Genomic DNA, 21,453 nt, shown 5'->3' with positions numbered 1-21,453 from the left:
TGAGTTATTTACGATAATCCAGTGCGGGTTTTCTATCGCCCAGCATTGCTTCATATTTGAACCCGGTTCCCTGTCTTTTATTCAGTTCTTCTTTTGCCACCTTCAGGGCTTCCGGGCTTTTAAACAAATCGTATGCGGTGAGCGCCATTGTTTTGGCGGCTACCATCATGCCTTTTACGCCGATGCTGCTGCCGGCGGCAGCCACATTCTGCCAGCTGTGACCTGATGATCCCGGCACAAAGGTGGCGGTTACAATACCGGCTGTAGGGGCTACCCAGCTTACATCCGCCACGTCGGAAGAAGCGCCGCCGGCATCTTTGATCATGGTAAAAGGACTCACGCGGGAAGTAACGGTATCAGGGTCGGGGGTGTTATCTTTTTCCACGAAGGTGGCCTGGATCTTTTTGGCAAAATCCTTTTCTTCCGGGGTGTAACTGAAACCACCTACCTGGTGGAGGTTCTTATCCATTATTTGCGACAGCGTGATATTGGGCAGCATGTTGTACACCCCTCCTATTACTTCGTAATCCATGCGGGTGCCGGTTCCCAGGGCAGCACCTTCCGCGGCTTTCACCAATCTTTCCCACACGCTTTTCACCACTTTCATTTCCGGGTGTCTTACATAGTAATATACTTCTGCAAAGGCGGGTACTACGTTTGGAGCGTCGCCACCTTTGGTGATCACGTAGTGAATGCGGGTGGTAGATGGTACGTGTTCCCGCATCATGTTCACCATATAATCCATTGCTTCCACGCCATCGAGCGCAGAGCGGCCTTTTTCAGGAGAACCGGACGCATGTGCCGCGGTGCCATAGAACCTGAATTTAGCATTCTTGTTGGCCAGCCACGGCGCTATTGCCGCAGAGTTCTGGTTGCCCGGATGCCAGTGTAACACCGCGCTTACATCTTTAAACAATCCTTCCCTTACCATATACACTTTCCCGGAGCCGCCTTCTTCCGCGGGGCAACCATACAAACGGATGGTTCCTTTTGCACCGCTGGATTGCAGCCAGTTTTTCACACTAACGGCAGCAGCCACGGAGGCAGTTCCAAAAAGATTATGCCCGCAACCATGTCCGGGTCCACCGTCTTTCACCGGGTGTTTTTCCGGCACTGCTTCCTGTGATAAACCGGGTAATGCGTCGTATTCCGCGAGGATGGCTATGACCGGTTCGCCGCTGCCATAGCTGGCTTCAAACGCCGTGGGAATACCGGCGATACCGGCTTTTACGGTGAAGCCCTGTTGCTGCAAAGTTGTTTGCAGCAGCGCTGAACTTTGTTGTTCCAGGTAACCTGGTTCTGCATAGCTCCAGATCTTTTTTGCAATGGTATCGTAGCTGGCGGTGTGCTGATCCAGGTACGTGATCATAGCTGCTTTGTCTTTATTCTGTTGTGCTGCCGCAGATAACGCGAAACAACACATGATACTGCCCAAAATGATTTGCTGCCTCATAAATTATTTATACAATTGGTTAAACAGTAATTTAAAGGTACTGTGAGATTGGCCCCGGAACGTGATCTCCGGACCGAAAGCATATAGTTTACCTTTGCCTACCGGCGCCACAAATGCCGCAATGCCATTTTTAAGATACTGCTGGCCCCAGGCCCATCCGCTATGTAATGGTTTATCGTCAGAGAACCACATCAGTTTTTTGATGCCCGCAGTATCACCGGTGGCACTCAGTTTAAAAACGGGGCTACGCTCAAAATATACATCATTTCTTGCAGCCATGCCAAAGGTTTCTGCTACAGTAGTATCGATATCCGCCAACAGGAGGCTGCCGGGAATATAGTATTTGGTGCCGCTGAGTGGTTTCATTTCATTCTTGCTGTTCTTTTCCACCAGTGCATTCTGCACCGGTAACTGCAGGTGATAAGCAAGGTTGGTGCTGCTCCCGATGGTAACAATGCGGCCACCATCTTCCAGGAATTTCTTCAGCTGTGGAATAGAGGTATCTGCCGTAATTTTTCCCAGCCAGCTGCGGTATTGCGCGGGCAGCTCTTCCGGTTTGGGCGGTTTGGGTTCAAATCCGTTGCGTGCCTTTTTAGGTTTGCCGGTGTCGGGTATAGCACCGGTAGCAAAGATGATCATGTCGTATTTGCTGCGGAGCTTTCCGCTGTCAATCGCTGAAGTATAGATGAATTCGTAAGAGAAATGATACTGCTCCATCAGCCAGCTGATCCAGCCGGCAGGGATAGACCCGCCGTAGTTGTTCCAGATGCCGATGCGCATAGGCGTCACTGCTTTTAACCCCGCTGGCTTACTTTCACTAACGGTAACGGGTATACCAAATGAGGCGGCGTCTTTTACGAGCAGTTCATGTGCCTTTGCAGAAGAAGGTATATAGAAGCTGCCGGCCTCTTTAACGCCAACGGGTACACGAAATACTTTCACGCCTGCTTTCAGCAGATCATTTACCACAATGAAACCGTTGTTGATACGCGCATCGATGAGGTATCCTTTGCCGGTGGCTACTTCCTGCTTTGGCGGGGATTGCAAACTACCGTAAGGCAGTTTCTCAAAGGGGCCGCTGAAACTGTCGGAAATACGGTCGAACTTCACGCCCATCTGGAACGCCAGCGTCCAACCTGCGGCATCGTAAGGGCGGATAGGCGGACCGCCTTCATATTGAAAATCGTTGGGATGGTCCTGTGGTTCGAACATGTCTATTACATGCGGGCGAAAAGCCTGGCTGGTTTTTACAATGTATGAGCCGGCAGGGTATTGTTTTCCTGCCACTGTAAAAGCAGCCGTGGCTTTCTGCACCGCTATGCCTGATTGAATAAGGGCATTGATAAATTTGACAGCGGTAGGGAAATCTGCCTGATCTGCCGGAATGATGTATCCGCGGGCATCTCTGCGTCCGGGATCTTTCAGTACGGCATCATAGTATTTCACCGCCACGGTATCCTCCCGGCCGAAGGAGAATTCACCACCACCACCTTCTCCTTCTGTACCGGGTTCGGATTTTTTATTGTTCTTATTGGCAATTTTTATGCTGTCGATATAGCTTGGATAGAACGTCCAGTTGTCGCGGTTTCCTCTTGCAATAGCGTTGCTGCCCATGCGATAGATATTAAACAGCAGTTCGCTGCGATAGCGGGAGGCGTAGTCGAGTACCGCGTAGTTGAGCGATACGGAATAATCGATCGACTGCCGGAAGTGCCACCGCTGGGGCGTTACCGGGTTGGGGGTAGCGCCGTTGGGGATGAGCCGTTCCGGTACCAGGGGTACATTTTCCGGTGTTGGGCTGCCGATTATTTCTGTCAGGATTCCTACCATATTATGAAAATAGGGCGTAGTGCGCAGGCCGCCGTTCCACCAGGTGGAGAATTGTGAGCCGGCACGCTGGGTGTAGCCGGGTTTTCCTTCCACATTGAGCCGGTTGTTCATAGCAGCGCCTACGGCGTCGATACTGGTTACGATCAGCGGATCAAATACGTGGTTGAAAGGATCGCGGTAGGGCGGACCGGCGAGTACAGACCCTGCGGGGCCGCGCTGATGATGGTTGTACATGATTTGCGGGAGCCATTCCACAAACAGCTGGCGGCTGATGTTCTGGCTTTCCTTCATGTTCATCATGTAGAAGTCGCGGTTATTATCATGCCCCACATACTTTTCGTATAGCCGTGGTATGTTAGTAGCCCTTTTGCTGGTATCGGATTCCCGCATGTACCAGTCGGACACCAGCTCCTGCCCGTCGGGGTTGGCGTGTGTTAAGAGGATGATATCGTTGTCCAGGATGTTCATGGTTTCCGGATCGGTGCGGCTTACCAGTTGCCACATCGTTTCTATGAGCTGGTGCGTGCCTACTACTTCTGTGGCATGCAACCCGCCGTCGATCCAGATCACGGACTTTCCTTCTGCGGCCAGTTCGCGGGCCTGCTGGTCGGTAAGTCCTTCTGCATGGGCCAGTTGCTGTGAGATGGTTTTATAGCGTTCCAGCCGTTTTATATTTTCCGGGGAAGAAACGATGAGCATATACTGATGGCGGCCTTCTTCCGTGAGCCCGATATCTACCAGTTTGGTACGGGGAGACGCGGACAGTTTTTTAAAGTAGGCAGCTGTTTGAGTATAGTTAGCCAGTTTATAATCATCTCCTATATTAAAACCAAAATGTTCTTTGGGAGATGGCACCTGCTGTGCCCATGCCACCGCTACGGTTGTGAGCAGCAGGAGCACCAGGTAGTAAAATTTACTATTCATACGGGTTATCAGTTTCAGTTGATCAAAACGGGTTTTCTATTGTTTTTTAAACCTCACGCCTACGCGGCAATCGCCGGGTTCACCTCTTGCTTCATCGCAGATATTGTTGAAGAAGGTAACGATTCTGCGGCCATCGGCCAGGTTGAGGATAAATTTGAACAAAAAGTAATCGTTTACGCCCACATTTGAAAGACTTACATTATTCAGTGTTGCCAATTGCGCTGCTGTAAAGGAATACGTTTTTGGAAAGGTAGTCACCGTTTCATATAAATGATCGTTGGTACCCACTATGCTGGGCAGTGGAAACTGTGCGATATTCGTATATTGATTACCGGGAGAAGAGATGACTAACGGGTAAGCAGGTACGCTGGTTTCGGCTTTATTATAGCTGGTATAAACTTCGATAGAAGTAACTGTTTCTTTCCCAAATCCTTCCCAGCTGAGGGTAAAGGCAAACTGCTGACTGGCCACATCCGGATCTTTCAGGTTAAAGAAAGCTACTTTGCCCGCCTGCCGCGTTGGCAGGGCTGTTTTGGTAGTATCTATGGTAACTACCGGCACGGCGGTATAGGTATATTCCTCCCATTCGTACTTCACCTTTTTACAGGAAAATGCAACCAATGAAATAAGCAGTATGGCAACTATAAAATGTTTCATAATTATAATTTTAGTCCCGTAATTTTTTTCACTTATTTATCCCAGAAAACCGGTGTTGTTTGCTGCGCCACCTGTAAGCGGCTGGCGTCGTCACCTAAGCTGGTATTGGCTGTAAGCTCGGTTTCAGAGTAATACAGGCGCAGCGGAAAGGTGTTGAGCGGCGACAGTGGTGTGCGCAATGCCGGCAAGCCGGTACGGCGATAGTCGTTGTAGGCTTCCATGCCGTTGCCGTATTGCGCGATGTATTTCTGCGTCATCACCAGTTCCAGTTTACCGGCATTGTTGGCGGCATCATATTTCACCAGTTGCCCCGCGGCAAAGTCAGCGATGGTGGTGGCTGACAATGCAACGCCACCGTTAGCAACAGCATAAGTACTCACCGCGTTGAGATGTGCGGTGATGCCGTCTTTAAAAGCCTGCCGGGCATCGTCGCCGGTGTTGAGTGTAAGCGCTGCTTCCGCGCGGATGAACTTCACCATTGCGTTGGTGATCATGGGCATGATGCCTGCACCTGTGCCATCTGTGGGGCCTACTACTTTGAGTGTGCCGGTGGCATTGGTATTGGTGAGGAATTGATTGGTAGCGGGGATGTTATTCACCGGTGCATTGTCGTACAATCCGCCGGCGGGATAGATACCGAAAGTAGAGCGCCGGTTCAGATCGGCCGGTGCGGCTGTACCATCGCCGGGATTGCGGCCGTAGTAGCCGTTGCTGTTGGCCGAGTTGTTTAACCCTGCGGTGGCATTTTGACGGATGATGTAGTAGCGCAACCGGGGATCGTCGCTGTTAAACAGCAGATCAATCAGCGACTGGCTCATGTAAAACGTTTTGCTGCCCTGGTATTCCGACCGGTGCCAGGGATGCCGGTTGTTGGGATTTTGCCCTGGTCCGAACCGGAAGGTAAAGTCCAATGCGTTGCTATTGGCAGTACCGCCTATCAGTGTCGCCGGATCAGCAATCAGCGCCTGTATGGCAGCAGTGGACCGCGCAGGATTCACCAGGCGGATCTGGTTATATAATTTTAGTTTCAGCGAGTTGGCCATCATGAGCCAGGAGCTTTTAAGCCCGCTGTACAAAAGATCGGATGTAGCAGGAACCAGGGTGGTGGCGGAAATTTTACCGGCATCAACAGCAGCTTCGTCGATCATCTTCAACAAATCTTCATAAATATCCGCGCCTTTTTCAAAGGGTGGGCTCACGGTTTCCTGGCCTTTCTGTGATTGTGAATAAGGGATATCTCCCCACATGTCTACCATCAGGCTTACGAGGTATGCCTTCTCCAGTTTGGCAATGGCCACATAGCCCCATTGTTCCTGCGCTGTACCGGTTCTTATAATGGACTCCAGGTCGTTCAGCGTTTGTGTATAAAAGCCGTCCCATGAGTCGTTGAAGCTGGTACCCTGCTGCTGCAGCCTGCTCAGACCGGAGGAGAAAACAGTGTACTGCATAAAAGTGGCGGTGCCGCTGTTCAGCTGGTACATGTTGGCGGCCATTGATACTTCAGTAGCCGGCAGCAATAAAGATAACTGGGCAGTGGTGGGGTTATTGGGGTCTGTATTGATATCTACAAACTTTTTACAACCGGTAACGGAGAAAACACCTGCCAGTGCTATTGTATATGCAATATATTTAAGTGCCATCATCATATCAGGTTTTATGATCAGAAAGAACATTTCAGGTTTACACCAAAGCGGCGTGTGGTAGGTACTGCCAGGTTATCATATCCCTGTGAGTTACCAACGCCCAGCGAGCTTACTTCCGGATCGAAGTTGGTATACTTCGGGAAGTTGGGTGCGCTGTACCAGAGATTCCGGCCGGTAACAGAAATGAACGCAGAGCCGAAAGGTGTTTTACCTAAAAAGTTTTTGGGAATTTCATATCCCAGCGCCACTTCACGCAGGCGGAATACGGTGGCGTCGAATACCGATCCTTCATTGATACCGCCGTTGCCGGGGCCCATACTGCCGCTGAAGAAATGATCTTCAAAAGACAGCGCCACATTGTTCGGGATCTTATTGCCTTTATCGTCCAGCAGTGGCGTTTGTGTATTGATGTCACCCAGTACACCCGGTGATACGATAGTGAATTCGCGGTTTTCCATGTCGCGTGTAACACCGCGTGACAGCATCTCTGCAACGGTGCGGGAGTATAGCTGTCCGCCTTGTTTCCAATCGAACAGGATATTCAATGAGAAGCTCCGGAAGCGGAACGTGTTGGTAATGCCCACCATGAAATCGGGGTTGGGATTACCGATAGCTTTGAGTGCGCCGGAGATCAGTGGTTTACCGGTGTTGGGATCTATGAGCACATTGCCTTCATTGTCACGTGCATAGGCCGTTCCCTGGATAAGGCCATATGGCTGTCCTACTACGTGTACGCTGCTGGTACCGTTGGTGCCGCCATAGCTGAAGCGTTCATATCCTCCGAGGTCGCGGATGATGTTCCTGTTGCGGGTGAAGTTGGCTGAGATATCCCAGTTGAGACCGTTATTGGATTGCAGTGGCACTACCGTCAAACCCAGCTCCACTCCTTTGTTGGTGGCTTCACCGAGATTAAGGATCTGGGTGGTGTAGCCGGAAGATGGTGCAGCAGTAACCTCGAAGATCTGCGAGGTACTCTTTTTATTGTACCAGGTAAAGTCAATGCCTATACGATTATTGAAGAACTGCAGTTCTGTACCCAGTTCCAGTTCTGTAATAAACTCCGGTTTCAGGTTGGCGTTGGTAAGCAGGTTAGCCTGTGTTACCACGTTATACACACTTCCACCTGCCGGTGTGAAGGGCAGTCCTACGTTTGCGGGCGTAGTGGTAGCGCCGAGGATAGGATTGATCTGGTAAAAGTTTTGTGTCTGATAAGGAGATGCTTCGTTACCTACCTTAGTATAACCTGCTCTTACCTTACCGAAGTTCAGCACTCCTTTTGGCAGATGCAGCGCTTCTGTGAACACCAGTGATCCGTTTACACCGCCGTAGAAATAGCTCCTGTTATTGGAGGGCAGTGTAGAGGAAATATCGTTGCGTCCTACAAAGTTGAGGGAGGCAAAGTTTTTATAATCAAAGGTGATGTCTGTAAAGAAGGCGTAGTAGCGTTGTTTCAGGATGTTCCTGTTATTGATCAGCTGTATAGGTGTTACAGAGCTGGTGTTGTTCATGTCTATCAGGTCGGCCACGATGATATTATCCCCGTAAAAAGCTTTCCTGTCTGTGAGCCGCTGGTTCACGTTATTACCCACAATTGCGCGCAGTGATATATCTGATGTAAGAGGTTTGGTGGCGGTTACCAGCAGGGTGTTATCCAGTTCCTGGCGGTAAATATTATCTGAAGTGATGCTTCCGTTGGGATAGGAAGAGCTGCCTTTACCGCGTACGCTCATGCGCCTGTCGGTGTACGCGTTGAAGCCGATGGTGTTCTGTACATTCAGCCAGGGCAGCGGATCGAAGCCCAGTACCAGGTTACCGTAGTACCTGTCCACGTCGCTGGTAGAAGGACTATGTTTCACCGACCAGTAGGGGTTATCCACTCCCGTGTAGTCGTATACGTTACTACCATCTATCGGGTTCTCGTAAGGATAATTAGTGAGATCGTAGCTGGTAGGTACGTACATGAGGGTAGACATAATAGAGCCTGTGAGACCGCCTACCGGTGGCGTTTTCTGCCTGGTGGTGACGTAGTTGATAGCGCCGCTGGCATAGAATTTATTTTCCAGCCGGATGTTTCCGCCGATGTTAACGGAGGTGCGGCTTATTTCGTTGCCGGGTACTACGCCTTTATTTTTTGTATTGGAGAAGCCTGCGTTGAAGTTTCCTTTTTCGTTACCGGAGGAGATGGTAATGGCGTTTTCATATACACTACCCTGCCGGAAGAAATTCTTTGCGTTCTCTTTTGCATATGACTTATAAGGCACCTGGATGGGTGTTACGCCATCGGCTTCGTAGAACTGCGGGAATACCGCGGAAGAGAATTGCCTTGTGAGCTGGTGCGGAATGGTGGCGCGTGTAGGCAGGATGCTTTTCACACCTTCAAAGGGCTGGCCCCAGGAAGCGTATACCCCTTGCCGGTAGTCGTTGTTGGTACCTTGTCCGTATTTGGTTTGATAATCAGGCAGACCGGATACCTGTTCCACGGAATAGCCGGTGTTGTAAGTAATTTCCGTGCCTTTCCTGCTTTTCTTTTTACCTGCTTTTGTGGTAATGATGATAGCGCCGTTGGCGGCTCTTGATCCGTACAATGCAGCGGCGGCGGCGCCTTTGAGCACCGTCATGGTTTGAATGTTGTTCGGATCGAGATCGAATGCGCGGTTGGTAACGCCAGCGCCGCCTACCGTGGTAGCGCCTACGTTGGCGAAGCTGGAGTTGTCGAAGGGCACACCGTCCACCACAAACAGTGGCTGGTTGTTACCGTTGAGGGAGGAGTTACCGCGGATGGTGATGTTGGTACCACCTCCGGCCACGCCGCCGGCGGATTGTACATTCACCCCGGCTACTTTGCCGGTGAGGGCTCTTACGGGATCCGGTTCTGATTTCTGTGCCAGTTTATCCGAGGTGATGGTACTTACGGAGTAGCCCAGACTGTTTTTCTGGCGGGCAATGCCAGCGGCGGTTACCACGAAGTCCTGCAATTGTTTTACGGCGGCCTTCAGGCGAACGATGCCGGCGTCTGATGCTTTTACTTCAGTGATGCTGTAGCCGATGGCGGTGATCACCAGGGTGGCGCCTTCTTTTACTTTGAGGGTGAAGGTGCCGTCGCCTGCGGAGGTAACGCCGTTGCCGGTACCTTTTTCCATGACGGTAGCGCCGGGGAAGGGATCGCCTGTTTCACTCAATATTTTTCCTTTCACTACAATGTCTGCCGGAGGAATGGAGTTCATATCGGGGGTGGCAGCGCGTTTGGAGGTGGCCTCATTATCTGTGAGAATGATATAATTATCATTCACTACAAAACCTATTTCGAGGCGGCCGAGGAGCCTGTCGAGCACTTTACCGAGTGCTTCCTGGTCGGCTTTTGCTGATACTTTTCTGTCGAGTGCGATATGGCTGGAGCTATATACAAATTTCACTTCTGCTTTGCTGTGGATCTGGTTCAGCACACCTTTCAGGCTCATATCATCTGCCTGCAGCGATATTTTCCTGTCGAGGATTCCCTGGGCATGTGCGGCAGCGGGGCCGGTGATCCCATAAAGTAATACGCCTGCTATCAGGCTGATCGCCGTTACTTTCTTGCATTTGGACAGGAAGGCATTTCTTTTTAGATTTATGAGCATAGACCTTGTACTTTGTTAGATTTCGGAAAGAATTTGACAAAGGAATTCCCTTACCGCGCTGTCACGCGGTGATAAACAGGGCTATTTATCATAAGCTGGCGGGGCTGTCACCCCTCCAGCTTTTTTAGTTGGAATTGATGTTAGCCATGATGTTGATTTTTTGTGTTTGACTCGATTCGATTGTGGTTGATAACAGGTTCATTTTTCACTTTTTTTGTTTGAGTAAAATAGTTTTCCCTTTGATGCTGAAGTCCAGGTTGAGTGCCTGGCTGATCATCTCCATTGTGTGTTGTAAAGACTGGTCAGTAAAATCTGCCGTGATTAGATTAGAGTTGATCACTGCGTCCTGCAGTTGTATGTCTACTTCAAATTTATTTTCTATCCGTTGTAAAACCTGTTGCATGGTGGCATCATTAAATGCCATGTTATATTCCGTACCTTTTGTGATGTCGTTAATGGGCGGCGTTCCTTCTTCCTGTTTACGTATAGCCGTGCCGGTAGCAGCATATACAGCCTGTTGTTCCGGGTATAATACTATGGGAGCCGACTGCGGCGCGCTGAGTGCAATTTTCCCTGTGAGCAGGGTTACCTGTGTTTCTTTGCCTGTTTCGCGGATATTGAAACTGGTGCCCAGCACCGTGGTGGTGAGTGTGCCACACTTCACCAGGAAAGGGTGCCGCGGGTCTTTGGCAACTTCAAAAAGCGCTTCTCCCTGTAGTATTACCTCGCGGTTACCGGCGCCAAAGCTTGCCGGGAATATTAGCTTACTGTTTCCTTTGAGCCATACGATAGAGCCATCCGACAGGATATGTTTTTTTGTTTTGCCGGGAATGCTTTGCAGCGATACCAACCGATGGGGCGCCACCATGTTCAGCAATTCCTTGCTGAATACAGCGCCGGCAATAACTATGCAGGCAATGCAGGCAGCGGCTTTCCAGTAACGGAGTAATGGCCTTATAATATCCGGTTGTTTATGTTTATTGATCCGTTCTACGAGGTGATGGTATCCTGCTATCCTGGCTGCATCTTTTTCTGCTTCGGGCATGGCATCAAATGCGTGCTCGTCGCCGGCTGCATCCAGCCACTGCTCCAGCTGTTGTGCCTCGGAAGCCTCCAACGTACCATTTAAATATTTCTCGATTAAATTTTTAAGATCCTGGTTGTTCATCAGTTTTTCACACTTGTATTTAATCAGGCAGTTAATAGTGTCACCTATAGATAAGTACACCAGGAAAACAGTAACACCTACGTCTTTTAAAAAAAAATTAAAAATTGAGGGCTGCATCCAGCAGGATGATCAAACACAGGTGATGGCCCAGCACCATTCTCAGCTGCCGGAGGGCTTTGGTGAGATGGTTTTCCACTGTTTTATGGGAGATGTTCAATGTATTGGCGATGTCGGTAACAGAGAGATGTTCATGACGGCTCATCCTGAATACCTGCTGGCATTTCTCCGGCAGCCGCGATACTTCTTTCTCCATTGTATTTTTAAGATCAGTGGCGGCCATATTTTCCTCGTTGGAATTATCGGATGGTTGTTCCGGCAATTGCGCAAACTGGTGGATATAGGTTTTGCGGATACGGTCTGATTTGAGATAATTGAGTAACTGGTATTTTACCGCGGTAAATAAATAAGCGGAGAGCGAGTGTGTGAGTTGCAGTTGCTCGTGTTTTTTCCAGAGGGAGAAAAATACTTCCTGGATGATTTCTTCTGCTACTTCTTTACTTTTTAACCTGTTGTATACATATCCGTATAAACGGGGCCAATATTCGTTGTAGATGGCCTCATATGCACCCATATCACCTTCTTTCAGTAAGGCCAATATGTGAGATTCATCTGATTGATTATATTTTTTTATAATGTTCAATATTTTCGCTTGTTCAGATGTTATAAACATAAACAAACGAAAAAAATACCAATTATCATAATAATAACCTGATATTTTATGTTGGAACACTTAAATAATTCGATTTTTTATAGATAAGGCGTTAAGTAACATGATAAAATGGCGATTCCTTACCGGGAAAGGATATAAGTTATCAGCGCCATCGCGGTTATGCCTGCCACATCATTCCACCGGAAAGGGGATGTTTGCCGGTTGTTGTTTATATTATAATGGTAGTGAGATGGATACGCCTCATATATAAAGCTCCTGCTGTTACTGCTATCCTTTACGGCAGGCAGGTACTGCTGCCATTGCCATTGTTTATTATTTGTGGCTTCGCCAAAGGAACCGTTTTGGGGCGCCGGCAGCAGCAACATTCCTTTCTTCCCGGCGAGGGCGCTGCTGTCCTGTGCCGATGCGGTAAAAGTAACGACCACAGCCAAACAGGCGGTGAACATCGTTTGCCGGAAATAATTTTTCAATGTATCTGGTAGTAGCATGGTAATAGTCCGTTTATTTTCAGGACGCATGGAATTTGCCATTCCCCTATCCGCCGGGGGAATTTTTTTTCCTGTACCCTTAACAAAAAGCCTTTGTATTGCGGGGCAATACAAAGGCGTTGTCTTCTCTATAAATTATATACTTACTGAGGCTCTACTGCATCTACTGCAGATGGGTCCATATATACGATTTCCCACAAATGGCCATCGAGGTCGCGGAAGCCACGGGAATACATAAAGCCCTGATCTTCCGCCGGCTTAGGCGCTTTGGCGCCGGCCTTTACCGCCTTGTCTACCAGTGCATCTACGGCTGCTTTACTATCGACCGACAGGCACATAATGGCTTCATTTACTTTGGAGGTATCTGCTATTTCCTGGTTGGTAAAGCTTTTAAAGAATGGTTCTGTCAGCAGCATAAAGAAGATATCTTCTGAAATAACGAGACAGGCAGCTTTATCGTCCGTGAATTGCAGGTTGAAAGAATAACCAAGACTGGTAAAAAAATTCTTTGATTTATCCAGGTCTTTAACAGGAATGTTTACAAAAATCTTCGTTGCCATTTTTTCCGGGTTTATGGATTACAGAATAAGATTACGACTGGCTGTTTTGTATTGGGAAAAGCGCGCGCAGCGCAGGGATGCGCAGGAAAAGGCTTACCCATACCAGGATACCGAATACCACCGGGAAGTAATAAGGTTCGTTTATCCTTGACATGATAGCTACCGCGCCGCCGAGGTAAGCGCTGATCAGGATTGCGCCCAGTACCGCTGTACGTGGGATTGCGTACAGTATGGTAGCAATGAGCAACACAATGCCGATGCCCTGCACCTGTTCTGCCGGCCAGCCCAGCTTCACACTGCCTTCCATTGAATAGATGTTCTTAATTACTTTCATGATGGCATCCACCAGGAGAAAGAGTACACAAAGAACAGTGATTACCCAACCGGTAATATTAGCTGCTTTTGAAGGAGCTTTTTTATTCAGATAAATTGTTTGCGCTTCCATATAGGTTGTTTTTTATGTTGTTTGATTGACAATACAAACTTACCCGCATTTGTTTTTATTTCTGCTGGGCGAATACGACATTCTTAATGGTTGATTGCGACAATTCAGGAACATCTTACCTTTGCGTCATGGATTATTTCAAAAAGCAGCTTGATTTATTAAAAACAGAGCGGGAAGAAGACCGGAGATCATATAAACAAATGACGGAATCCACGTCTGTAGCAGATCGCAGGGCAAACGGGCTTACCTGGTATCCGATTGCCATCAGGGGATCGGAAATGAGCCGGGGAGATTACCTAACCGTGGAAGTGGAACGCACCACCCATCAGGACCTGCCGCATCAGCTGCGTTTTGGCGCTTCTGCTGTTTTATTTTCCAACCATGATCCCAAACAGGATCATCTTGAAGGCACCATCACCTACCAGGGCGGCAACCGGCTGAAAATCACCCTGCGCACCGACGAGCTGCCGGAATGGGCCAGTGACGGCAAACTGGGCATCGATGTACTTTTTGATGACAATAGTTATGATGAAATGCAAAACGCGCTGAAACAGGCGGACGCATTGCAGGATAAAGAACCGGAAGGACGGCTGATAAAAATACTGACCGGGGAAAAGAAGCCCGTGTTTCACCCTGATATAACTCCTTATGTAAATCCCGCGCTGAATGCTTCCCAGGAATCGGCCGTTAATAAAATACTCTCCGCCGGCGACCTGGCTATAGTACACGGTCCGCCGGGAACCGGTAAAACCACTACCCTGGTACAGGCCATTAAAGCGCTGATCAAACAGGAACAGCAACAAATACTCGTGGTAGCGCCCAGCAATACCGCCGTAGACCTGCTCAGCGAAAAACTATCGGACGAAGGGCTGAATGTGTTGCGGGTAGGTAACCCGGCGCGCGTATCAGAGCGGCTGATGTCGCTCACGCTCGACAGCAAAGTGTCAGAACATGCCAGCATCAAAGAAATCAAGCGCCTGAAGAAACAGGCCAATGAATTCCGCGACATGGCGCATAAATACAAACGTAACTTTGGCAAAGCAGAAAGGGATCAGCGGAAAGCCTTGTTTGACGAGGCCCGCAAGATCATGAAAGAAGTAGGCAATACAGAACAATATATTATTGATGACGTCATCTCCAAAGCGCAGGTGATCACCGCCACGCTCGTAGGCGCCAATCATTATACCGTGAAAAATTTAAAGTATCACACGGTAGTAATAGATGAAGCCGGGCAGGCACTGGAACCCGCGTGCTGGATTCCCATCCTGAAAGCGCAGAAGGTGATCCTCGCGGGCGATCATTGCCAGCTGTCGCCCACCGTAAAATCGGACGAAGCCGCCCGCAAAGGACTCAGCACCACCCTGCTGGAGAAATGCACTGCCCTGCACCCGGAAAGCGTAACACTGCTGGAAGAGCAGTACCGCATGCATGCTACCATCATGGGATATTCTTCCAGTATCTTTTATGAAGATAAATTAAAAGCACACGCCTCTGTTGCCGGACACCTGCTGTTTTCTGAAGATAACCCGCTCAGCTTTGTGGATACCGCCGGTTGCGGTTTTGATGAAAAGCTGGATGGCACCAGTACCACCAACCCGGAAGAAGCTGTATTTTTATTTAAACATCTTACACAGCTGGTCACCGCACTGGGGGAACATTACCAGCCGAAAGACTTTCCAACGGTGGCGGTTATATCTCCCTATAAACAACAAATACAATTATTAAAAGAACAGCTGCAACACTCCCCGCTGTTACAGCCCTATGCAGACAAAATATCTGTAAACACCATCGATAGTTTCCAGGGACAGGAGCGTGATATTGTATACATCAGCATGACGCGCAGCAACACAGAAAATAAAATAGGCTTCTTATCAGACATCCGCCGGATGAATGTGGCGATGACCCGCGCCCGTAAGAAGCTGGTGGTGATAGGCGACAGCGGCACCCTTTCCCAGCTTGGGTTTTATGCTGATTTCATCACTTATGCAGAACATAAAAACGCTTATCAAAGCGCCTGGGAATTTATGGATGTGTAACGCTGGCTGTCATCACCTTTTCCAATACCTGGAAAAAAGCGGGTTGTTGTTCAAACATCGGGAAGTGGCCCGAAGCCTGGATCCAATGTAGTACTATATCCGGACGGATAATTTTCAGTTCGTAGGTATAGAAAGCCAATGGGTCCTGGCGGCTGCCAATCACGGTTACCGGCCCTTTATATTGCGGCAGGTTTTTACTGAGATCAAAATGTATCCGCTGCAGGTCCGACACCATCAGCGTTTGCATACGGCCATTGGGTTTTGCGACATAAATTTTCGCCATGAGGCTGTCGATGTCCGCTTTGTTGTAAATGTATGCCAGTCGTACCGTACGGTTATACAGCGCACTATCCACACCATTTGCCTTCCCTCCTTCTATCTTTTTGCCCAGCGAATCCATTACAGCCAGGTCGGACACGCCCAGCCGCCCGCGCAGATTATTCATATGCGTAGTCATGAAATCGGCCGAGAACTTATAATAGCCGGGATTTGCCAGCACCAGCGCACGTACCTTTTCCGGGTGGACAGCTGCATAGCTCATTGCCAGCATGGCGCCCCAGGAATGGCCGTAAATAATGGTTTTGCGGATACCTTCCTTCTGTAGCAGCCGTTCTATATCTTCCACGGCGGCTTTGAGATTGATAGTAGTAGAATCGAACGGTACGGGGATAGACAAGCCGGTGCCCCGTTGTTCCAGCAGAATGGCCCTGTAATGCTTTCCCAGCTCAATCGCCACTTCTTCCTGCTGCATGCAGGAGTTGCCGGGACCACCGGACAGCACTATTACCGGGCTACCTTTGCCATATACGTGATAATAAAGCCAGCCGTTGGGATATTTCAGGGAGTCCAGCTGCTGGGCGTAAATGGGCAAACAATACAGCAACATGGTTAACAATAACAACCGTTTCATAAGATGGTTTTTCAACATTAAAATAGGTGATTTTGGGCATATAACACGCCTATACCCCTGAAAGCCGCCACTGTAAAGGTTAAATAAATCCTTGCCGGGAGCTTAAAAAAGCATAACTTTGCCCGTTTTTCGGGGTAAGATAAATGGTAGCCTGCTCATAATGATCAGCCTGTTTATTTTTTGAATAAATACATTATGAGTAAAATAGTTGATTACAGGAAGTTACTGGGCGTTACCAAAACTACTGAAGTAAAAGAATTAAAAACGATCTACAGAAATTTAATGAAGGAGTGGCATCCTGATAAATTTGAAGGACTGGCAGAAGATCAGAAACTGGAAGCGGAAGCAAAGAGTAAAGAGTTGATTGAAGCTTATCACTTTTTAGTGAGCATAGCGCCTGAAACAATTGCCGCTGCTTTACCACAATACACCGCCACCATTTCAGCATCTACACTGGTGGATTTCTCCTACCAGAAACAAACGCTCCAGCTTCACTTTGAAGATGGCAGCAGCTATGAATACCTCGATGTTCCAAAAGCATTATACATTAAGCTGATTAACTCCGATACGCCGGGCAGATTTTGCCGCAGGCATATTTACCATGAGTTTGTGTACCGTAAGGTGAGCAAGGCGGTTGAAGCGTAGTACTTTAGATTTACAGTACTGTTGCTCATTGGTAGATGCAGCGTTCGGTTGGCACGCTGCTTTTGGGCACGAAAGTGGTCAAATGGTTTAAACACTGTTTGACCAGTTTTATTTTGGGAGGCGTTCTCGTCCAGTGTATATACTGGCTCAACGGCTTTATAGAGTTGATGAGCCTTTCGAATGCCCGCTTCATAATGCTGACATATGGCTCAATGGTGTCCCCGCTGCCATACGCGTTCACATTTAGTTCTATTAATTTGCGCTCCCCATCAAAACTGCAACTATCGCCGGATTCAGTGTATGTAAGTATTCCTCTAACGCAGTTCTCTTATCGGCATCCGCTTTCATTAATTCAAATTTAGGCGCTTTGCCCTCAATTCCTGATGTACTCACATATTTAAGCGAATAATCTTCAAGAGACAGATGAATCTCCATATCTGTGGCTTTTCCACTTAATACAAATTCCTTCTTTGCCCATTTCCCTTTAGAGAAAAAGTCCGTAAAGTAGTCCGGTACATTTACGCCCTTATAAATTAAGAGGTTGGCTACTATCTCTTCACTTTTTTCCAGCTCCAAATAAATATTAAAGTGCCTTAATAAAGGGTGAATAATAACATTTATTAAAAGTGTTTTGTCTTTGGGATGAGTGAACATTTTATATTTAACCCTAAATTCAAGGGGGCTTTTAATAAGTTCAGTTTTAATTAAATTCAGTACTTCAATGTCGAGGTGGTGTTTCTGTCTAGCCAGCTTAAGAAGAGCTTCGTGTATTATATTGATCATGATAATCTGTCTTGTATGATCATCTTTTAATACGAAATCCACTCCAGGATCATAACTAATCCGGACATGAAAATCCTTTCTCTCTCCAATAACCAAATCCTGATCTTTTTCGCTGGTATGAACAATTTGAATATGACTATAAAAGGTAAGGCCATGTTTCTTTAACATGCCGCCATAAACTAACGAAATTCCTTCCGCACATAAATTAATTGCTTCTTCCGTAAGTGACACTAATCTTAACATTTCAAATCTATTTAATTGTACCGGAAAGTGATTTCAGGTAAAATTTGAAAAATATGCATATGAACAACTTAACTCCCCGTAGGCCGGAAACTCGGTGTGCTTACATTACTTTCTATAAATGCCTTGCGGTATTCCCTGGGAGATTTTCCCTGGTAGATTCTGAACTGCCTGTTAAAGTAGGAAACATTGTCAAAACCGCAGGCATAGCATATTTCAGAGATCCCATTTTCTGTGCCTATTAACAACTTCGTAGCGTGACTAATCCTTATCTCATTTACAAATTGTGAGAATGTTTTGGTGGTTCTCTTTTTGAAGTAGCGGCAAAACGCCGCTTCGTTCATACAGGCAAGAGATGCGGCAGATTTACTATCTACATGATTAGGGTAATTTTCCAATACGTACTTGAATATGGGTTCTAACTTTTTTGAATCTGCATCCTTATAACGTGTTTTCCCGGGATCATCTGTTAGTAGTTGCACACTCTCCCTGCCCTGTAGCGACAATTCATCCAGAACCTGTAAAAGTATGATCAGGTTTTTCATTTGCTGATTTGCCTGAAATTGAAAAAACAGGTTATGAACAGCAGCCGATATTTTATTAAATTTTATTCCATACTGGGATAACTGCATCAGTTCTTTTATCTTTCTCAATTCCAGCTTTTCAAAAAAATCCCTGCCAACAAAATCTTCTGTAAACTGTACGATAATAGCATGCGCTATTTCGTCGGCTCCCACAGGTGAACTATTATTGCAGAAGCAATGGACCAAACCCGGACCAAACATATAAATTTCTCCTTCGTTGTAATTCATCACCTTATTTCCCGCATACATTCTGCCCGCACTTTTTACAATCAGGATCAACTCGTGCCCATGATGAAAATGGAACGTATTGGTGAACCGGGGTTGACAGAATTCTTTAATTACAAAACTGGCATCCTCCGGAGTGGATATGTGTCGGTAAGAAACTTTCATAACGTCTTTATCTTTAGTACACTATTTATTTTCTAAAGCAAAAAAACCAGGAATATGGTAAATATAGTATCGATATCTTGCAAATGAAGTACTTTTATTTCAATGGAAGTCTGAATAAGTTTGTGAAACAATGAATTTTTAAAAAAACGTTCCCGTCATGAAACCAACAAGTTTGTGCCATACTATTGTCTATTCTTCTGTGATGGACAAATAAATCACCTGCAAATACATTATTCCACTTTTATATATTAATGCGTTATGGAACTAGGGATACACAATTGGATGCGGTCTGAAACGATAGAAACTACCATGCGGAGAGTTGCTGCGCTGGGATATACCCAACTTGAAATTGCCGGAACACCCGAACATTATGATACGAAGCAACTAAGAAAACTAATGCAGGAACATGGTTTGTCCTGCTGGGGAGCTGTAACACTGATGTTGGGAGACCGGAACCTGCTTGCCAGGGATGAGGCGCAGCGCGCAAGATCGGTGCAATATGTGAAGGATGTAATAAAAATGGTAAAGGAACTGGATGGCCATATGGTGGCGGTTGTACCATGTACAGTCGGAAAAATTGTACCTGACGGACGACCTGATGAAGAATGGAAATGGGCCGTTAATGCACTGAAAGAAATTTACGACTATAGCGAGGCTTCCGGCATCCGGATAGGCATTGAACCCATCAACAGGTTTGAAACCTATTTCATCAACAGGGCCGATCAGGCATTGGCGCTGGCAGAAGCGACAGGACCCAATTGTGGCATTTGCCTGGATACCTTTCACATGAATATCGAAGAGGCAGATATGTTTGAGGCGATTAAAAAGGCGAAGGGAAAACTGGCAGGTTTTCATGTAGCAGATAACAACAGGATGGCGCCCGGAATGGGTAACCTCAACTGGAGGAAGATCATCGATACATTGAAGGAAATAAACTATAATGAAGTGCTTTCCGTAGAATTTTGTGCATCACTGGATCGTACGCCGGCTAATCCATACCCGGATTCTATTGATGAAAATCCTGAAAACTTATCTGCTGAGCAGGCGAAATTCCTGGTAGACCACGGCAGCGCTTCTGTTACAGAAGAGTTTTATACTATGCTCACCACCCAATCATTTAATACTTTATCAAAACTTATTTAAAAGAAGTCAACTGCTAACAGATGAAAATAGCTAATGTAGAGGCATTTTGGTTGCGCTGTCCGGTTCCTAAAGAAAAACAACATACTTCTGACTATGGATTGTTGGCCAATTTTGACATGACGCTTGTTGTGATCACTACAGATGACGGTCTTCAGGGATTTGGAGAAGCCAAAGCAGCGGTTGGATCTTCGGGCGTGTGTGCTTCCATTGTAAATTGTATTGAAAATGAGCTGAAGCCTGCATTACTGGGTAAACATGTGAAAGACATTTCCCGTTTATGGGAGGAGATGTACAACGGCACAAGGGATCACTACGCATTGCTGAGAGGGCGGAAATTCCCTATCCTCGGCAGAAGAGGCCTCACCATATCAGCCATGAGTGGCATTGATACTGCCTTGTGGGATCTGAAAGGAAAAATGCTGCAGGTTCCGGTGATGGATTTGCTCGGTGGCGCCTGCAGGGATAAGATGCCGGCCTACGCAAGTGGTGGCTGGGCAGATGCAGACAACATTGGCGCCCAACTGAAGGGCTATGTAGATAAAGGGTTTGGGAGTGTTAAGATGCGCGTTGGCGTGATGGACCAGACAGTACAAAACAGTATTGAAAGAGTAAAAGCGGCAAGGGCCGCCATAGGTCCGGATGTAAAACTGATGGCCGACGCACACGGTACCTTTAGTGTTCCGGAAGCGAAACAATTTTGCCGGGGAGTAGCAGATTGTAACCTGTATTGGTTTGAAGAACCTATCAGTCCTGACAATAAAAGAGGAACTGCAGAAGTAAGGGCTTCCACACATATTCCCATTGCAGCAGGAGAAAGTGAATATACCAGTTTTGATATTAATGCACTTTTGGAATTAAGAGCAATTGATGTGATACAACCGGATGCAGCTATCATTGGCGGCATTTCGGAAGCAGTGCGGGTATCGCATCTCGCCAGTGTGCATCAGCTGGAGCTGGCGCCGCATTGCTGGGGTTCTGCCTTTTCTTTTATGGCGGGCCTGAACGTAGCATTTGCATCGCCTTCGGCCACTATCATTGAGTTCTCACTGGGAGGAAATCCTATGATGTATGAGCTGGTGAAGGAGCAGATTACCGTTACAAACGGCTCCATCCAGGCGCCCACTGCCCCGGGATTAGGAGTAAGCCCCGACTGGGATTTCGTACGGCAGTATAAACAAAAAGTTTAGAAGTGATATTTGTAAATAAC

17 protein-coding genes are annotated in these 21,453 nt (G+C 47.4%); 4 read left to right on the top strand and 13 right to left on the bottom strand.

All coding sequences use genetic code 11. From position 1 onward, the window contains the following. Positions 1-4: 4 nt before the first annotated feature. From PV783_RS11280 to PV783_RS11235, 10 genes are all read right to left on the bottom strand, one after another. Complete coding sequence (locus tag PV783_RS11280; RefSeq protein WP_420988025.1) at positions 5-1,453, bottom strand: amidohydrolase; 1,449 nt, start codon at positions 1,451-1,453, stop codon at positions 5-7. Between the two features lie 3 nt (positions 1,454-1,456). Then, on the bottom strand, positions 1,457-4,207 hold the full coding sequence (locus PV783_RS11275) for a M14 family metallopeptidase (protein ID WP_420988024.1): 2,751 nt from the start codon (positions 4,205-4,207) through the stop codon (positions 1,457-1,459). A gap of 36 nt (positions 4,208-4,243) precedes the next feature. Next, positions 4,244-4,864, bottom strand: a complete 621-nt coding sequence (locus tag PV783_RS11270) for a hypothetical protein (protein ID WP_079468628.1) — start codon at positions 4,862-4,864, stop codon at positions 4,244-4,246. Positions 4,865-4,896: 32 nt separating this feature from the next. Beyond that, positions 4,897-6,507: a SusD/RagB family nutrient-binding outer membrane lipoprotein gene (locus tag PV783_RS11265; RefSeq protein ID WP_363433990.1), complete on the bottom strand. Its 1,611-nt coding sequence runs from the start codon at positions 6,505-6,507 to the stop codon at positions 4,897-4,899. Positions 6,508-6,524: 17 nt separating this feature from the next. Continuing rightward, positions 6,525-10,124, bottom strand: a complete 3,600-nt coding sequence (locus tag PV783_RS11260) for a SusC/RagA family TonB-linked outer membrane protein (RefSeq protein ID WP_420988023.1) — start codon at positions 10,122-10,124, stop codon at positions 6,525-6,527. A gap of 205 nt (positions 10,125-10,329) precedes the next feature. Beyond that, a complete protein-coding gene (locus PV783_RS11255; RefSeq protein WP_420988022.1) occupies positions 10,330-11,292 on the bottom strand; it encodes a FecR family protein in 963 nt (320 codons plus the stop codon). 97 nt (positions 11,293-11,389) lie between these two features. Further along, a complete protein-coding gene (locus PV783_RS11250; protein ID WP_133256309.1) occupies positions 11,390-12,022 on the bottom strand; it encodes an RNA polymerase sigma-70 factor in 633 nt (210 codons plus the stop codon). A gap of 119 nt (positions 12,023-12,141) precedes the next feature. Further along, positions 12,142-12,510 (bottom strand): hypothetical protein, encoded by a 369-nt coding sequence (locus PV783_RS11245; RefSeq protein ID WP_420988021.1) that lies wholly within the window; start codon positions 12,508-12,510, stop codon positions 12,142-12,144. 143 nt (positions 12,511-12,653) lie between these two features. Next, positions 12,654-13,070, bottom strand: a complete 417-nt coding sequence (locus PV783_RS11240; protein WP_420988020.1) for a VOC family protein — start codon at positions 13,068-13,070, stop codon at positions 12,654-12,656. Between the two features lie 31 nt (positions 13,071-13,101). Beyond that, positions 13,102-13,515: a DoxX family protein gene (locus PV783_RS11235; protein ID WP_079468634.1), complete on the bottom strand. Its 414-nt coding sequence runs from the start codon at positions 13,513-13,515 to the stop codon at positions 13,102-13,104. 128 nt (positions 13,516-13,643) lie between these two features. Between PV783_RS11235 and PV783_RS11230 the strand changes: the two genes are divergently transcribed. Further along, a complete protein-coding gene (locus tag PV783_RS11230) occupies positions 13,644-15,551 on the top strand; it encodes an AAA domain-containing protein (RefSeq protein ID WP_420988019.1) in 1,908 nt (635 codons plus the stop codon). On the opposite strand, the gene PV783_RS11225 is transcribed toward PV783_RS11230, so the two are convergent. Then, positions 15,538-16,461, bottom strand: a complete 924-nt coding sequence (locus tag PV783_RS11225; RefSeq protein ID WP_420988018.1) for an alpha/beta fold hydrolase — start codon at positions 16,459-16,461, stop codon at positions 15,538-15,540. The two genes, PV783_RS11230 and PV783_RS11225, sit on opposite strands and share 14 nt — an antisense overlap. A gap of 195 nt (positions 16,462-16,656) precedes the next feature. On the opposite strand from PV783_RS11225, the gene PV783_RS11220 reads away from it, so the two are divergent. Continuing rightward, positions 16,657-17,106, top strand: a complete 450-nt coding sequence (locus PV783_RS11220) for a KTSC domain-containing protein (RefSeq protein WP_079468637.1) — start codon at positions 16,657-16,659, stop codon at positions 17,104-17,106. A gap of 252 nt (positions 17,107-17,358) precedes the next feature. Here PV783_RS11220 and PV783_RS11215 read toward each other — a convergent pair whose 3' ends face one another. Both PV783_RS11215 and PV783_RS11210 read right to left on the bottom strand, forming a co-directional pair. After that, complete coding sequence (locus PV783_RS11215) at positions 17,359-18,132, bottom strand: hypothetical protein (protein WP_420988017.1); 774 nt, start codon at positions 18,130-18,132, stop codon at positions 17,359-17,361. 68 nt (positions 18,133-18,200) lie between these two features. Next, positions 18,201-19,103, bottom strand: a complete 903-nt coding sequence (locus PV783_RS11210) for an AraC family transcriptional regulator (RefSeq protein ID WP_420988016.1) — start codon at positions 19,101-19,103, stop codon at positions 18,201-18,203. A 258-nt stretch (positions 19,104-19,361) separates the two neighbouring features. Between PV783_RS11210 and PV783_RS11205 the strand changes: the two genes are divergently transcribed. Next, positions 19,362-20,246: a sugar phosphate isomerase/epimerase family protein gene (locus tag PV783_RS11205; protein ID WP_336386501.1), complete on the top strand. Its 885-nt coding sequence runs from the start codon at positions 19,362-19,364 to the stop codon at positions 20,244-20,246. A gap of 20 nt (positions 20,247-20,266) precedes the next feature. Continuing rightward, positions 20,267-21,433: a mandelate racemase/muconate lactonizing enzyme family protein gene (locus PV783_RS11200; protein WP_336386502.1), complete on the top strand. Its 1,167-nt coding sequence runs from the start codon at positions 20,267-20,269 to the stop codon at positions 21,431-21,433. The last annotated feature ends 20 nt before the right edge of the window (positions 21,434-21,453 follow it).

It is taken from the genome of Chitinophaga sp. CC14 (assembly GCF_048957795.1).
Taxonomy (GTDB): domain Bacteria; phylum Bacteroidota; class Bacteroidia; order Chitinophagales; family Chitinophagaceae; genus Chitinophaga; species Chitinophaga ginsengisegetis.
Note: the sequence above shows the minus strand (reverse complement) of the source record. Positions and strands in the feature narration are given on the sequence as shown.